This is a genomic window from Paenibacillus sp. DCT19 (assembly GCF_003268635.1).
Lineage (GTDB): Bacteria > Bacillota > Bacilli > Paenibacillales > Paenibacillaceae > Paenibacillus.
This window is the reverse complement of record NZ_CP029639.1, coordinates 6,085,342-6,100,829: the sequence shown is the minus strand read 5'-3', so window position 1 is coordinate 6,100,829 and position 15,488 is coordinate 6,085,342. Positions and strand designations below refer to the sequence as shown.

At 45.5% G+C, this 15,488-nt stretch carries 9 protein-coding genes and 1 pseudogene; 9 read left to right on the top strand and 1 reads right to left on the bottom strand.

What is annotated here, in order from left to right:
* Window positions 1–275 precede the first annotated feature (275 nt).
* Complete coding sequence (locus tag DMB88_RS27660; RefSeq protein ID WP_128103862.1) at window positions 276–1,637, top strand: FAD-dependent oxidoreductase; 1,362 nt, start codon at window positions 276–278, stop codon at window positions 1,635–1,637.
* A gap of 1,148 nt (window positions 1,638–2,785) precedes the next feature.
* Here DMB88_RS27660 and DMB88_RS30380 read toward each other — a convergent pair.
* A complete protein-coding gene (locus DMB88_RS30380; protein ID WP_164848804.1) occupies window positions 2,786–2,929 on the bottom strand; it encodes a hypothetical protein in 144 nt (47 codons plus the stop codon).
* 476 nt (window positions 2,930–3,405) lie between these two features.
* Here DMB88_RS30380 and DMB88_RS27655 point away from each other — a divergent pair, with 476 nt between their 5' ends.
* The 8 genes and pseudogenes from DMB88_RS27655 to DMB88_RS27620 all read left to right on the top strand — a co-directional run bounded on the left by DMB88_RS27655 (window position 3,406) and on the right by DMB88_RS27620 (window position 15,329).
* A complete protein-coding gene (locus tag DMB88_RS27655; RefSeq protein WP_128103861.1) occupies window positions 3,406–4,248 on the top strand; it encodes a formate/nitrite transporter family protein in 843 nt (280 codons plus the stop codon).
* Window positions 4,249–4,911: 663 nt separating this feature from the next.
* A complete protein-coding gene (locus DMB88_RS27650; RefSeq protein ID WP_128103860.1) occupies window positions 4,912–6,975 on the top strand; it encodes a molybdopterin-containing oxidoreductase family protein in 2,064 nt (687 codons plus the stop codon).
* Window positions 6,976–7,127: 152 nt separating this feature from the next.
* A pseudogene (locus DMB88_RS27645) lies at window positions 7,128–8,350 on the top strand (MFS transporter).
* A gap of 117 nt (window positions 8,351–8,467) precedes the next feature.
* Window positions 8,468–9,385 (top strand): class I SAM-dependent methyltransferase, encoded by a 918-nt coding sequence (locus DMB88_RS27640; RefSeq protein ID WP_128103859.1) that lies wholly within the window; start codon window positions 8,468–8,470, stop codon window positions 9,383–9,385.
* 486 nt (window positions 9,386–9,871) lie between these two features.
* A complete protein-coding gene (locus DMB88_RS27635; protein WP_128103858.1) occupies window positions 9,872–11,422 on the top strand; it encodes a response regulator in 1,551 nt (516 codons plus the stop codon).
* 403 nt (window positions 11,423–11,825) lie between these two features.
* Complete coding sequence (locus tag DMB88_RS27630) at window positions 11,826–12,767, top strand: ABC transporter permease (protein WP_251383546.1); 942 nt, start codon at window positions 11,826–11,828, stop codon at window positions 12,765–12,767.
* A gap of 15 nt (window positions 12,768–12,782) precedes the next feature.
* Window positions 12,783–13,652: a carbohydrate ABC transporter permease gene (locus DMB88_RS27625; protein ID WP_056702053.1), complete on the top strand. Its 870-nt coding sequence runs from the start codon at window positions 12,783–12,785 to the stop codon at window positions 13,650–13,652.
* A gap of 24 nt (window positions 13,653–13,676) precedes the next feature.
* A complete protein-coding gene (locus DMB88_RS27620; RefSeq protein ID WP_128103856.1) occupies window positions 13,677–15,329 on the top strand; it encodes a type 2 periplasmic-binding domain-containing protein in 1,653 nt (550 codons plus the stop codon).
* Window positions 15,330–15,488 lie beyond the last annotated feature (159 nt).

Genomic DNA, 15,488 nt, shown 5'->3' with positions numbered 1-15,488 from the left:
TTATTTTCAGGGGAAAATAACGTCGTGAAGGTATGCAACACATGCATAGCTAGTACCAAGAACGAGGATCGTATTAAATAGCAGGAAGCCGAGTTAAACTGTATTTGACAACTTTTTTTCAAAAACCTATTGCAATGTGAAAAAGATCACATTATAATGAGTGTATAAAGTGAAATAAATCACATGAACAGTATCGACAAAGTAGTGAAATATTTCACAACTTAATCAACGTTATAAATCCTACAATTTTTCATACACTCAAGGAGGAATTTTAAATGAAAATCGCAGTTATCGGATGTACACACGCAGGAACCGCAGCTATTGTTAACACCGCCAAATTGTATCCGGACGCAACGATCACCGTGTACGAGCGCAATGACAACATCTCCTTCTTATCTTGTGGTATTGCGCTATATGTTGGTGGCGTGGTGAAAGATCCAGATGGACTGTTCTACTCTTCCCCGAATCAGCTCGCCGATCTGGGCGTTGTAACCAAAATGCTGCATGAAGTTACAGCCGTTGATACGGCTAATCACAAACTTCAGGCTAAAAACCTGCAAACGGGGGAAGAATTCGAAGATACTTTCGATAAGCTCATTGTCACTACAGGATCATGGCCGGTTATTCCGAAGCTGGAAGGTATTGAGATGGATAACATCTTGCTCTGCAAAAACTATAACCACTCCAATACCATTATCGAAAAAGCCAAAGATGCCAAACGCATCACGGTTGTAGGTGCAGGTTACATTGGCGTCGAGCTGGTCGAGGCTTTCCAAATGAACGGTAAAGAAGTTACCTTGATTGATAGCGTAGATCGTATTTTGAACAAATACCTTGATCCCGAGTTCACAGATGCCATCGAAGACACGCTGACTAGCCGCGGTATTAAGCTGGCATTGGGTCAGACGGTACAGAAATTTACCGGTGAGAATGGCAAAGTGAGCAAAGTTATTACATCCAAAGGTGAATTTGAAACGGATCTCGTTATCCTGTGCATCGGTTTCCGCCCGAATACGGAGCTGCTCAAAGGTCAGGTGGATATGCTGCCGAACGGCGCTATCATTGTAGATAAATATATGCAAACCAGCCAGAAAGACGTCTTCGCCGCAGGTGATAGCTGTGCAATTCATTACAACCCAACAGGTAAAGCATCTTACATTCCACTGGCAACCAATGCTGTACGGATGGGAACACTCGTAGCACGTAACTTGGTTCGTCCGACTACACCGTATATGGGCACACAGGGTACATCAGGTATCAAAATTTATGAGCAAAACATTGCCGGTACAGGTATGACGGAGGTATCAGCGGCGGATGAAGGTCTGGTGGTTGAGGCTGTCGTCTTGGAGGATAGCTACCGTCCGGAGTTCATGCCAACAGCTGAGAAGTTGCTGCTCAAAGTGGTCTATGAACAAGCAACTCGCCGCATTGTTGGTGCACAAGTGATGTCCCAGGTGGATCTGACACAATCGATCAATACCATCTCGGTCTGCATCCAGAACAACATGACGGTAGATGAGCTTGCATTCATCGATTTCTTCTTCCAGCCACATTACAACAAACCGTGGAACTTCTTGAACACAGCTGGACTGCAAGCTCTACCTCCAATTGAAGTGAAAGCACCGGCGTTGGTGTAAGCAAGTTCGAATTAGTGGATGTCATAAAAGTAAATTAGGAACTATCCAAGGAATTAATCCAAGGAACCTTACAAACCAAAAGGCTGGCGAGCAATCGCTGGCTTTTTGGTTGTTCTGAGAGAAACAGCATTCTCAAAATTAGCTGGAGATGGACGAACTATAGTGTGTAGGATGTACTACTGATGAATTTCTTACTTCTGCGTTTTTGTAATGCTGTTCTGGATTGGTAACAATGTATCCTAGTGGAGAAAAGCCTGAACCCCCCCCTCGAATGCTGCAAGTGCAGCATCAAAGCTAAAATAGTGGCTGTGACAATTCCTAATGTTACCACGCCAGCGTTTCATTCCTATAACTTAAAATCGATTGGAACATTAGGTTAAAGGGCACTAACGTGAATCGTCTAGGTCTAGAAGTAGCAACTCGAACCATTTAAATTCATCTCCAAAATTCTAACGAACTCAGGTGAGCTTATAACCCATATTTGAGCAATATTAGAATTGTAACGAACCTCAGCAACCCTATTTCGCGAAAAAGCCTCATAAAGTGTCCCGATCTACTCCAAATGATAACAATAAGGTGCACTGAGTTCGTAAGATACCGGATCGGTGCAGAATTGGCAAAATAGCGTGTCTCATGTTCGTAAGATATAGATTCAAACTTGTTTAGGCCCAATAGGTGCTGCACCAGAGCTAATATTGTGATTGAAAATCGCATCTTTAGGCATGAGCATAAGGAAACGTAGTTCCATCACCGTTGAGATTCCTCCTTATAAGTCATCTTGTATACAGAAATACTTAAACCGCTGGTATACGAGTCTCAATTACTGATTTGTTGTACAGAAATGTTTAATATTAATAAAAAATCGCCTCATTATGTATACACATAATATTCCGATTCCGCTGGACACTCAGTGTTTTGTATACTTTTTAGATTGAATTGGGGCTGACATGGGTAGTATAATGAAGATGTAAATCATGATTTACATTTTGTATTATGTCTGATAGCTCAGCCGATATAAAATGTAAATAAAAAAGCCTTCACTGCGGGAACAGTGAAGACCGACGAGTATCAAATTGTTGTGGTGGTGTTACAATCACGGCAAGTGTCTCCAGAAATTAAATATTCGATAAAAAACCACTGTCAGGAGGCTAACCTTGAATGGTGGTTTTTTTCGTTTTGGCTTGTCGTCTCCGACGCTTGATCAAAATATAGACTCGCCTCACGTCTAATACCAATCGTGCTAATGCAGACAATCCTCTGATCCATGCAAAAACCAACAATATTGTGGTCACAGGCAATCACCTCCTTTGCTTAGGAGGCAAAAACACCGGACCACAACTCCACCAATTTTAATTGAACCCTCGTTTGGATTATTGTACCATGGAACTTCTTGCTTGTCTCACTGATGTGATGTTTCGAACCCTAATTCTAAAAAGAAGCCTCGGCTGATACGGGTCTCCTAATTTTATATTCATATATTCTGGAAAAATTAATTTTGATCCTGTTTTCGGTAGCAATTTATTTCGATATGCATTATTCATTTATAAGTATGATCACTGCGAATATAAGCAGGTTACGCAATGAGAGTCTTCTTTATGAAAACGATCAATAACTAAAAATGCATCTATTCTTTGTGATTATTTGCACAAAGTTTTATCTCCAGCCAAGATACAATTAGATCAGACAGTTCAGACAGTGAAGCTGTAACAACTTAGGCATGAACTGAAGAACGTTCCATTCAATATGAGAAGCAAAGGAGAGAATGGCGATGGCGGTCAAAACACCTCTTGAGGTTGCACAATACACGGTGCAGAGCGGGATTAAGAAGGCTCACAATCCTGTGTTATCTGTACTTATCCTTGGTTTTATGGCAGGGGCGTTTATATCTCTAGGATTTCTGTTAAATATTCGGGTAGTTGCCTCTGCTCCAGCGGAGTGGGGAAGCCTGGTGAACCTAATCGGTGCGTCTGTCTTTCCATTAGGTCTTATTCTTGTGCTTATCGGCGGTGGAGAACTACTAACTGGCAATATGATGGCTGTACCTCTAGCTACAATCGCACGTAAACTATCGGTGAGAAGTATGCTCAAGAACCTGACTTTGGTGACGATTGGGAACTTTCTAGGCGCGATCTTCGTGGCTTATGCGTTCGGTCATGTATTAGGGCTAACGAGTGAGGGCGTCTACTTAGCGAAGGTTGTGGATATGGCGGGGCACAAGCTGCATGACGGATTCCTGCAAGCCTTCATCTCCGGTGTTGGCTGTAACTGGCTAGTCGCTCTGGCAGTGTGGTTGTGCTATGCAGCAGATACGATGAGTGGTAAAGTGCTCGGCATATGGTTTCCTACGATGGCCTTTGTCGCGATTGGATTCCAGCACGTTGTCGCGAATATGTTCTTGATTCCTGCAGCGATCTTCGAAGGGCATTATTCGTGGGCGCAATACATCATGAACTTCATTCCGGTATGGCTTGGTAATCTGACGGGCGGTGCTCTGTTTGTCGCGGCAGCCTACTATATGGTGTATCTACGTAAAAGCGAGTCGGAGGTGAAGCCGGAGTTGAAAATGGCAACCGAGCCTGAAGCTAGACCGATGCTGAGCAAACAGGCGTAACGATTATATCCAGGAAGTATGACAGTGCAGACGATCTTGTCACGTTCTAGATCACGGTGAGCAACCCCGTGGCAGAGCGGAAACGAGATCGTTTTTTATATTTAATTTTGTCGGTGAGGCAGAGTTAAGGTTTTTTTGCTATCGAAGTGACAGCTGTAAATAATCATGTGTTTAGTTTTATATAATATATAAATTGAATTAAACATCTACACCAAACGTAGAGGGCAGAAATAACAAGAAGAAGCGGAGCGTTCGCCTTTATCCCCGGATTTTCCCTTTGTAAAAGGGAATCAAAAAAATCTGGGGATAACAGCGATCGGAAGGTTATTCTGCCATCGGAGTGTCGAGTGTAAATGCTCTTTAGTTTAATTTATATAAATACACAAAATAAATTCGCCATGACAAGGTTCGGGGGAACGAAACCTGTTCATGGCGAATTTCGGGAGTGGTCCATGATATGGCATGAGGAGGAAGTGGGGAAACACTAGCCTAATGCCTTGTTTTTTATTTACCCCTGAATCTGGAGAATGAATCATAAGCAAAAAACTTTTTTTGCAAAAAAATGGCGTCTTGTGTAGACGGGAAAATGAACTGTTCTCTTTACGTTAATGCATTAGAGAAGATATGATAGAGAGATAGCTTTTACAGGGGAGGAACTTCAACATGATTAATCAGGAGAATGGTGTATTTCCGGCGGTTTGTCCACTTGATTGCCCGGATACATGCGGTCTGCTGTTACATAAAGAGAACGGAAAAATTGTAAAGGTCGTGGGGAACCCCGATCATCCAATTACTAAGGGAGCCATCTGCAATAAAGTCAGAAATATGACAGAGCGTGTATATCACCCTGAGCGGCTTCAATATCCGATGCGACGGGTTGGTGCCAAGGGCGAAGGGAAGTTCGAACGGATCAGTTGGGACGAAGCGATTGGTGAGATTACTTCCAAATTCAGTTCCATTGCGGAGACGTATGGTTCAGAGAGTATTCTGCCGTACAGTTTCTATGGCAATATGGGCATTCTCGGCGTTGACGGTATGGATCGGCGTTTCTTCAACGCACTTGGAGCGAGCATGCTGGAGCAGACGATCTGTAATGCGGCGGGCAATACCGGCTGGAAATATACCATGGGTGCTAATCAAGGGACGATCCCAGAGGATACCGAGCATGCGGACCTCATCATCGTATGGGGAGGCAATATTGTCAGCACGAATATGCATCAGGTTGTACTCGCAGAGAAAGCCCGCAAGCAGGGCGCTCAGATCGTTGTCATCGACGTACACCGCAACCGTACCGCTCAATGGGGAGACTGGTTTATCCCGCTCTACCCGGGTACAGACAGTGCGCTAGCACTGGGAGTCATGCATGTGTTGTTTGAACGTGGGATGGCGAATGAAGCCTTTATGCAAAAGTATACCGTAGGACATGAGGCACTGCGTGATCATGTTCAAAGTTATACTCCAGAGCGTGTAGCACGCATTACCGGCGTGCCGGAAGCTGACATCGTGAAGCTGGCTGAGCTGTACGGCAAGGCGAACGCAGCGCATATTCATATCGGCAATGGCCTCCAGCATCATGATCATGGTGGGATGAGTGTGCGAAGCATATCTTGTCTGCCTGCGATTACAGGCCACTGGTTGCAGCGCGGCGGCGGTGCCGTGCGCACGAATAGCTATGCGAGCACCAATAGCGATGCATTGGAGCGTCCGGATCTGCGGCATAATCCAGAGCCGAGAGTGGTGAACATGAACCGGATTGGTGAAGCGCTGCTCGAAGCAGAGCAGCCAATCCGAGCGATGTTAGTGTATTGCAGCAACCCATTGGTTGTTGCACCAGATTCCGAGCGGGTGCAGCGAGGTTTTGCAAGAGAAGATTTATTCACGGTTGTACATGATCTATTCATGACAGATACGGCCAAATACGCAGATATTGTGCTGCCTGCCAAGTCCTCATTTGAAGCAACCGATCTATACACGTCCTACTGGCATCAGTACGTTCATTTGCAGGAGCCTGTTATCGCGCCGATTGGGGAGAGTAAGAGCAATGTAGAGTTGTTCTCTTTACTTGGTCAGGCGATGGGATATGATCCTGAGATCTTTGGCGAGACGCCGGAACAGATGATTGAAGCAGCACTCCAGAATACAGATAATCCGTATATGAATGGAGTAACGCTGGAGGCACTTCAGGAGCAGCGGTTTGTGAAGCTGGATATGACGCCATATGATTCTTATCTGGATCGATTGCCAACGCCATCTGGGAAGATTGAACTGTACTCCGAAACGATGAAGCAGCGTGGATTACCACCCCTGCCTACGTACCGCGCTTCCTTGGAAGGTTATGATGGAGAACGACCAGCCAGTGTTACGGATGAGTATCCGCTGATGTTTGTATCTCCGCCGAATCATAACTTCTTGAACTCGTCATTTGCGAATACGCAGAAGCATCAACGTCTGGAGAAACTGCCTATGCTACAGATTCATCCAGAGGATGCCGCACGTCGGAACGTGGAAGAGGGCGACCCAGTGCTCGTGTGGAACGAACGTGGACAGATTGAGCTTACAGCGAAAATCACTGAAGCGATGCTCCCTGGAACGGTAATTAGCCAAGGTTTGTGGTGGGATGGCGAAGGGAAGAAACAGCGCGTCAATACGCTGACGTCCAATCGTCTGTCTGATATGGGGAATGGCGCAACATTCTTCTCTGCCACTGTTGAAGTGAAGCGTCAGTGAGTGTGCTTGCAAGCTCGTTTTTTTGAGGTAATATAGATTCATATTATATAAACTTTACCATACAGGCTTTCGCTTCGGCTGGTCATGCCAGTCGTTGTGGGAGCTTTTTCTACGGAAGCAGGTTGGTGTACGAAGGAGCATGAACGAAGATTATGAGATGGCTGGATTCCTATCCTAAGGAAGTAAAAGTATTTTTGCTGGCAAGTCTGGTCAACGCGACAGGCAGTGCCTTGATGTGGCCGCTGACCACGATGTATGTGTTTGACGAATTAGGTCGGACGATGGCTAACGCGGGATTTGTCATTTTAATTCAATCTCTGGGCGGTATTTTTGGGCAATTGCTTGGCGGCGCACTGTATCACAGAGTTGGTGTCAAAAAGTTGATTATCGGATCGCTGGCACTGAACGCCTTAGGGCTGTTTGCTCTACCGTGGATCAGTGCATACTGGGTTGTGTTTATCTGCGCGATGGGCTGGATTGGTTTATTCAGTTCCTTGTCGCTGCCGGCGATTCAAGCGTTTATCGGTTTCCGGTTTGCAGAGCGGCGTGGTGAACTGTTCAACATTATCTATGTGGCGAACAACATCGGTGTAGCGATTGGTACAGCGCTTAGTGGATTTCTGGCTGACTTTTCGTATCACCTCAGCTTCATATTGAACGGGGTCACCTCGGCAGGCTTTGCGATATTTTTCTGGTATTATCTGTCGCGGCTTGAACCTGAGCAAGGGGAAGTACATCTGACCAAACGCCAGACAGAAACTGGTGGTGCAAGTGTATGGGCACTGCTGGGCAATACGAGGCTGTATCTGTTTATGAGCCTAGGTGTGCTGTTCTTGTTATTCGGTAACTCAATCTGGAATACAGGGGTATCGCCGTACATTATTTCAGAAGGTATGGAGAAAAGAATGTATGGTCTGCTCTGGACCCTGAACGGGGTGCTGATCTTTGTAGGGCAGCCCTTCACAACGTGGATTAAACGTACAATGGCTCGTACCTCCAATGCGCAGATGACGGCTAGTGCCGTATTCTACGGTATGGCATATCTGGTGATGATCACGATGTATAACTATCCCGGCATGGTTCTGGCGATGGTACTCGCAACCTTCGGGAAATGCTGATCTCTCCGGCAACGCCGGCATTTATATCCGAGCACGCTGGACGAGCAGCGCCCTTCTATATTGGGGTATCCGGTGGTATCGGTGCAATTGGTCGGGTCATTGGCCCGTATGCGATGGGAGTCATGTATGACAAGCAGGGATTGATTCCTGTAGCCTGGCTTGCGACTGCGATGGCAGGTGTAGCGATCGTTGGTTTCCTACTGCATGCGGCACTGAATCGGCACCGTGAGGCGAAGGAATATGGAATTGACGGCTAAAATAAATGATTGACAAAAATTTATTTATATGCTATAATTTACATATATAAATATCCCGTATATAATAAGATTCTCCTGGCCAGGGGGAATCTTATTTTTTTGTGGGAGGAACACGAGATGAAGCACGGACAGGCAAGTATAACTTCATTAGTGTCAGCGTTTAGTCGAGCGTATCACAGTCAGTATGATGTACCTTACATTTTCAATGATAGTCTGGCTAAGGAATTGATATCACCTCAGGAGCATTCAGAGATCCGGAATAATATGATTCAAGGGATGTCATTTTTTGATGCAGGAAAGGCATCTAAAATGAAGGATGATCCAGATGCGATCTTGAAATGGATTGTTCATGTACAGCTTGCCCCTACACCACTGGCTCGTGCAGCCTATTGTGAGCAGGTTCTACTTCATGAGGTGACACTCGGAGCTACGCAGTATGTTATTCTTGGGGCTGGTTTGGACACGTTTGCGTTTAGGCATAGGGAGCTAAGTAACACGCTTCGCATCTTTGAGTTGGATACCCCAGCCACACAGGAATCTAAGCAGAGTCGGTTGGCACAAGCGAATTGGAATGTTCCCGGTAATCTCACTTTTATACCTATGGATTTCACGCTTCCACTGTCTGTTCAGGCTATGATAAATGCTGGATTTAGGGATCATCATAAAACCTTCTTCAGCTTGCTTGGCGTATCCTATTACTTGACCAAAGAGAACTTGTCTAACTTGCTTCGGCGTATATTCGCTGTCGTACCTTCGGGAAGCTCTATTGTATTTGATTATCCAGATGAGCATCTGTTTGAAGAGAAGGGGATCTCTAATCGTGTGCAAAATATGATTCATATGGCTGCAGTAGGCGGGGAGCCGATCCAAGCGTGCTACACATATGCGGAGATGGAGAAGCTGCTGGCTGAGGCAGGTCTACTCATTTATGAGCATCTCTCTCCAGTGGGTATTCAAGAGCGATTTTTCTCAAATCGGACGGATGATCTATCGGCATTTGAGTCGGTACATTATATCCATGCGGTAAAACTATAAGTGTAGTCAGACAAAAGGGCATATTCGAATGAACATAAACAGCCTCTCCTCTTCTAACGAGGGAAGGCTGTTTCTTCATTCATTTCGTGCCTTTGAAATTGCGACGAGTGTACTATAAATCATTGCTCCAAACACGTTAAGCATATAATCAATTTCATCCAATGACTTGCCCAGTAGGATTATACTCAGAACCGCCATTGACACATTCCATAAAACAAAAAAGCCCAGAAAGTATTTCAGAAAAACTTTTAATTTCACTTTGATTAACCTCACATCCATTCATAACAATTAATCCATTTTATATCAGTACATTAAGAGCTTGATAGTGTCTCTGTAATCTTCATGTAAAATCACATCATCCAGAACTGTTCACAACACAGGCTCATATAACACGAACACTGTCATTCGGAACGAACCCCCATATTTATGCATAATGCTCATATAATAGAATAAAAAAAGCAGTTAACAATCAGGGGGATATTCTACATGTACAAGGTCTTGTTGGTTGATGATGAATTTCTGATCTCTGACGGAATTTCCAGTGTCGTGAATTGGTCCCTACTGGGTACTGAGCTCATCGGTATTGCTCACGATGGATTGGAAGCGCTTGCTTCAATCGAACGGCAACGGCCTGACATTATTATTTCGGATATTCGTATGCCAGGTATGGATGGGCTGCAACTTGTTGAAGCGGTGGCGGAGAAGTATCGGGATATCTCGTTTATTATGCTCACAGGCTTTACCGAATTTGAGTATGCGAAGACTGCCATGCAATATGGGGTGAAGCATTACCTGCTTAAACCTTGCAGTGAGGAGAGTCTGGTACAGGCAATTGGCGAGCTGGTCAGTGAGAAACGGGAGCTTACAGATCATGAGCACTTTGTGCAGGCCATTCAATACAATTTAGAGCGAGTGCTGCCACATGCGAAGGAGTATTTTCTGAAGGAATTAGTCACCAACAAGACGTATGGCGTGAAGGAATGGAAGTATTTTGGCGAGCTATTTAGTGTGCAATTTCTCGGTCAGCGTGTACGCCTGTTACTGGTCGAGATTGAGGGCGAGCATGAGTATCTGCACTTGTTCGCTGTTAAGAACATCGCAGAGGATATTTTTCATAATCCCATATTAAGTACAACGGTTAGAGGGCATCTGCTTGTCATGATGGAAGATACGATGTCAGAAGTGCAGCTATTTCGGAATATTGATGAGATTCGAGCTACCTTTACCCGATATTATCGCTATGATCTGACGATGGCGCTGAGTGAGCCGGGTGAACTACCACAGACGCGTCAATTATACATGCGAACGATTGCGTACCTGAATCATCGCTTTTACCTTGGAGAGGGCAGCCTTATTATGGAACGGGATGTTGCCGCAATAGAGGAGCGGGATGTGCCTGAGTTTGAATATGATCAGGGAAGGCTTGTCACCGCAATTCAAGCAGGACACTGGCAGGATGCGGGAGCGGAACTGAATCGGATATTCCAACTGCTCGTTGATCTTCGTTACGATATTTCCCAGACCAAATCATACCTTATCCAAATATTTATGGAGATTATTCGGCTTAGCGGAGCCACAGATATGAAACATTATATGGACCGACTGCCCTATATGATCGAGACGAGTACGTTACATTCCTTCCAGCAATTTCTGCTGACCGTCGCCAAACAGATTACCCTTCGCCGTTATGAACAGCAGCGTTCCAGGCAGTCTCAGATGGTGCACCAGGTGAAGCAGCTTGTACAGAAACGCTATCAGGATGAAACGTTAACACTCCAGTCCATTGCCGGAGAGATCTACATGAATCCCGATTACATTGGCAAGATGTTTAAGAAAGAGACGGGCGAGAAATTCACCAATTACGTCCTCACCTACCGGATACAAAAAGCATTAGAGCTACTGGAGCAGGATGGCAATTATACAGTGTCCTTGCTCGCAGAGTATACAGGCTTTGGATCGAACTGGCCTTACTTCAGCAAAGTGTTCAAGAAATATACAGGCTTCTCTCCATCCGAATATAAGAAAGCCATACCCTGACTGTCTTCATTGACAGCAGGTTTTTTGTTGTCCGTCCTTAGTTTCTGGCTGCTGAAAACCGTACTTTTTACATACGAACTTGTAGAACACGGTTTTGAACATCCATATCTCGGAAATGAGCATGGGAAGAAGACCCACCCAAGGCCTATCATTATACCTGTAGAGGTTGCTCAAAAAGTCCGCTTTTGATTACGAAGGATGCCTGAAGGCATCTCAGCATCGAATATGGGATTCAGCCGAAATGTCCGCTGCTCACGTAGGTTTGCCTACGCTCCGCTACTCCATTTCTATCTTCATCCCATCTTCTCGGTACTGAAAACCGTTCTTTTTGAACACGAACCTATAGAGGATTTCCACATCAGAATTGGAGGTACAGTGGATGGAGCTGAAGCGAAGTCCGGTGATGGAGCCGGGACATTTGAAGCCAGCTGGCAAATGGGGCTTTGTGAAAAAGGAACTTGTTCGTAACAGGTATGTATATCTCATGCTGCTTCCTGTCGTCGCCTATTATCTGATTTTTAGCTATGGGCCAATGTATGGGCTCCTGATGGCATTTCAGGAATCGTATAGTCCGGTCAAAGGCATATTGGCAGGGGAATGGGTTGGTTTTGACAATTTTACCATGTTCTTCGAAAGTTATTACTTCTGGAGACTCATTAAGAACACATTGATCTTGAGTTTTTACAGTATTGTATTCGGCTTTCCAGCTCCAATTATACTTGCCTTACTCTTGAATGAAGTACGTAAGAAATGGTTCAGAAGCACGGTGCAAACGGTCAGCTACATGCCGCATTTTATTTCGGTCGTTGTCGTGGTCGGAATGTTGAAAACGTTCTCATCCTTGGACGGCGGGTTGTTCAACGTCATTCGTGGATTCTTCGATCTACAGCCGCTGATGTTCCTGGCAGAGAAGGATATGTTCCGTCCGCTGTACATTCTATCGAATATCTGGCAGGGAGCAGGCTGGGCGTCCATCATCTTCTTGGCAGCACTTAGCGGCATTGATCCCCAGTTGTATGAAGCCGCCAAGATCGACGGTGCGAATCGCTGGCGCCAATTGCTCCATATTACACTACCTGGCATCATGCCAACCATCGTGATCATGCTTATTCTACGGATGGGTGCAGTGATGAATGCCGATTTCCAGAAAATATTGCTCATGCAAACCGCACCAACCTATGAGACATCGGATGTCATATCAACCTTTGTGTACCGCTCCGGTATTTTGGAAGGCAATTATACGTATTCAACAGCTATAGGGCTGTTTAACGGAGTCATTAACTTTGCGCTGCTTATCGCTGCAAATGCAATCAGCAGAAAGCTCAACTCAACCAGTCTCTGGTAATTGGAAGGTGAAGCGATGAAGAGGTCTACAGGTGAACATATCTTTGATGCATTTAATACGCTGCTGCTCTTGGTGGTCATGATCCTGTGTTTCTACCCGATGCTGTACGTGTTCAACTCTTCGATTAGTGACCCGGATCAGATGTTACGTTCCCGCTCACTCATGCTCTGGCCGGAAGGCTTTCAGTTGGAAGCGTACAAAGCGGTATTTCAGGATACCCGTATCTACACAGGCTATATGAATACACTCTTCTACGTGGTGGTGGGAACAGCAATCAACTTGCTGATGACCTCACTCGCGGCATATGGGTTATCTCGTAGTGATCTGCTGGGTAGAAAAACGCTGATGAAGCTGATTACATTCACGATGTTTTTTGGTGGAGGTATGATTCCGACCTTCCTGCTCATTCAGAATCTGGGGATGGTGGACACGCGCTTTGCCCTGATTATCCCTGGAGCGATCAGCACATTCTATTTTCTCATTATGAAAACAAACTTCGAAGGCATCCCGATCAGCCTGATCGAATCCGCGAAGCTGGATGGCGCCAATGATTTCTTGATTTTATTCCGCATTGTGCTTCCTTTATCGAAGCCGATTCTAGCGGTCATGATGCTGTACTACGCCGTGGATCACTGGAATGACTACGTTGGGCCGATGCTCTATCTACGGAGTCAAGAACTGTACCCGATCCAGATTATTATGCGCGATATCTTAATTAGCAGCAGCACGGAAGCGATGGGGGCAGGCGTGGACACAGGCTTTGCAATAGGTGAGAACATTAAATATGCCACCATTATTATCTCGACACTTCCGATTATGCTGGTGTATCCGTTTATCCAACGCTATTTTGTTCAGGGTGCCTTAATCGGCGCTGTGAAACAATAAATTAAAATCTTGGAGGCGAATTACGTGAAAAAAAGAATGGGGTCTATTCTACTGTCATCTCTGCTCACCATGTCTTTATTGGCCGGATGTACTGGAGGAGCTAGTGAGCCAAGTGCTACAGAGCCTGAAGAAGGGACGAAGCCTGCGGTTCAAGCCTTGACTGAGATTCCGCTACCAATTACGAGCGAACCCTTCACGATTGATTATTGGCGCGCCAATGATGCGAAGCTCACGGCTTCACTGAACAATTTTGCAGATATGGCATCCTACAAGGAAAAGGCGAAGAGAACGGGGATCGAGGCGAAGTTCACGCATCCTCCACTCGGACAACAGCGGGATCAATTTAACCTGCTCATCTCTACCAAAGAATTACCTGACGTGATCTATTACAACTGGGCTGACGCCGTTGGCGGACCGGAGAAAATGATCAAGGATGGCCGGATCATCCGTTTGAACGAGCTGATCGATAGCTATGCACCTAACCTGAAACGCATCATCGAATCTGATCCGGATGTGAAGAAGCAGATTGCCCTGGATGATGGAACCATCTATATGTTCCCACTGCTCAAGCTGGATGCACTCAAGCTGAACGCAACTTCTGGTTTGATTATCCGCCAAGACTGGCTCGATAAGTTGAACCTGCAAGCCCCGACGAATATTGATGAGTGGTATACCGTGCTTAAGGCATTCAAGGAGCAAGATCCGAATGGCAACGGGAAACAGGATGAATTACCCTTCACAGGTAACTGGGGACCAGGTAACCTGACCAAGCTGCATGACTTTTCTCCAGCCTTTGGTGTGATTGGCGGCTTCCAGATGAATGGAGACAAGGTCGAGTTTGGCCCGATCCAACCGGGATACCGCGATTTCCTGGAGACTATGGCGAAGTGGTATAAGGAAGGTCTGATTGACCCTGAGATTATGACGAATGATGGTAAAGCGTTCGACTACAAAGTTACGAATAATTTGGCAGGTGCTTATCAGGGCGGGGTATTCAGCGGTATGGGGAAATATTTTAACCTCATGAGAGATACTGATCCGAACTTCGATGTGACAGGTGCACCATGGCCGCAGTCGCCAGATGGTACCTCTTATGCGACGTTTAACATGGAAGCGAAGGTGCTCAGTTATGGTGAAGCCATTACGTCTTCGGCAGATGAAGATAAACTGAAATATATCGTTCAGTGGATGGACTATAACTACAGTGAAGAGGGCAGTGATCTGTTCAACTTCGGGATTGAGAATGACAGTTATGTAAAAGAAGGAGATGGCGTCAAATTCACGGATGTCATTGTAGATAATCCAAAAGGTTTGACGTATGACCAGGCGCTGGCTTCATATGCACTATCCATTATGGATGGCCCGATCAACCAAGACAGCCGCTATCTGGATGCACTCTTGTTTGATGAAGGGCAACGTGCAGCGAATGAGGAATGGATGAAAGCAAGCTCGGCACTGACACTTCCGCCAATTCGTTTGTCCTCCGATGAGGTCAGCACAAGCACGTCCATTATGAGCCAGGTGAATACGTATCTGAATGAGACGATGACCGCAATCATTAGCGGACAGAAGCCAATCACGGAATTTGACACGATGGCTGAAACGATCAAAAGCATGGGCATTGACCGCGCCATCGAGATTCATCAAGCTGCGTATGATCGGTATAAGGCGAAATAATAGGCAAGAAATGTTGGTTACGCCTCATATGTTATATAAGTTCAACTAAACTTTTTACACGAGAACGGAGAGGACAGAAATAACGTGAAGAAGCGGAGCGTTCGCCTTTATCACCGGATTTTCCCTTTGGAGAAGGGAATCAAAAAAATCTGGGGATAA

Bases quoted from the DNA above. Each gene is read 5' to 3' on its own strand.
- DMB88_RS27660 (WP_128103862.1), top strand. From the start codon at position 276: ATGAAAATCGCAGTTATCGGATGTACACACGCAGGAACCGCAGCTATT.
- DMB88_RS27655 (WP_128103861.1), top strand. From the start codon at position 3,406: ATGGCGGTCAAAACACCTCTTGAGGTTGCACAATACACGGTGCAGAGC.
- DMB88_RS27650 (WP_128103860.1), top strand. From the start codon at position 4,912: ATGATTAATCAGGAGAATGGTGTATTTCCGGCGGTTTGTCCACTTGAT.
- DMB88_RS27640 (WP_128103859.1), top strand. From the start codon at position 8,468: ATGAAGCACGGACAGGCAAGTATAACTTCATTAGTGTCAGCGTTTAGT.
- DMB88_RS27635 (WP_128103858.1), top strand. From the start codon at position 9,872: ATGTACAAGGTCTTGTTGGTTGATGATGAATTTCTGATCTCTGACGGA.
- DMB88_RS27630 (WP_251383546.1), top strand. From the start codon at position 11,826: ATGGAGCCGGGACATTTGAAGCCAGCTGGCAAATGGGGCTTTGTGAAA.
- DMB88_RS27625 (WP_056702053.1), top strand. From the start codon at position 12,783: ATGAAGAGGTCTACAGGTGAACATATCTTTGATGCATTTAATACGCTG.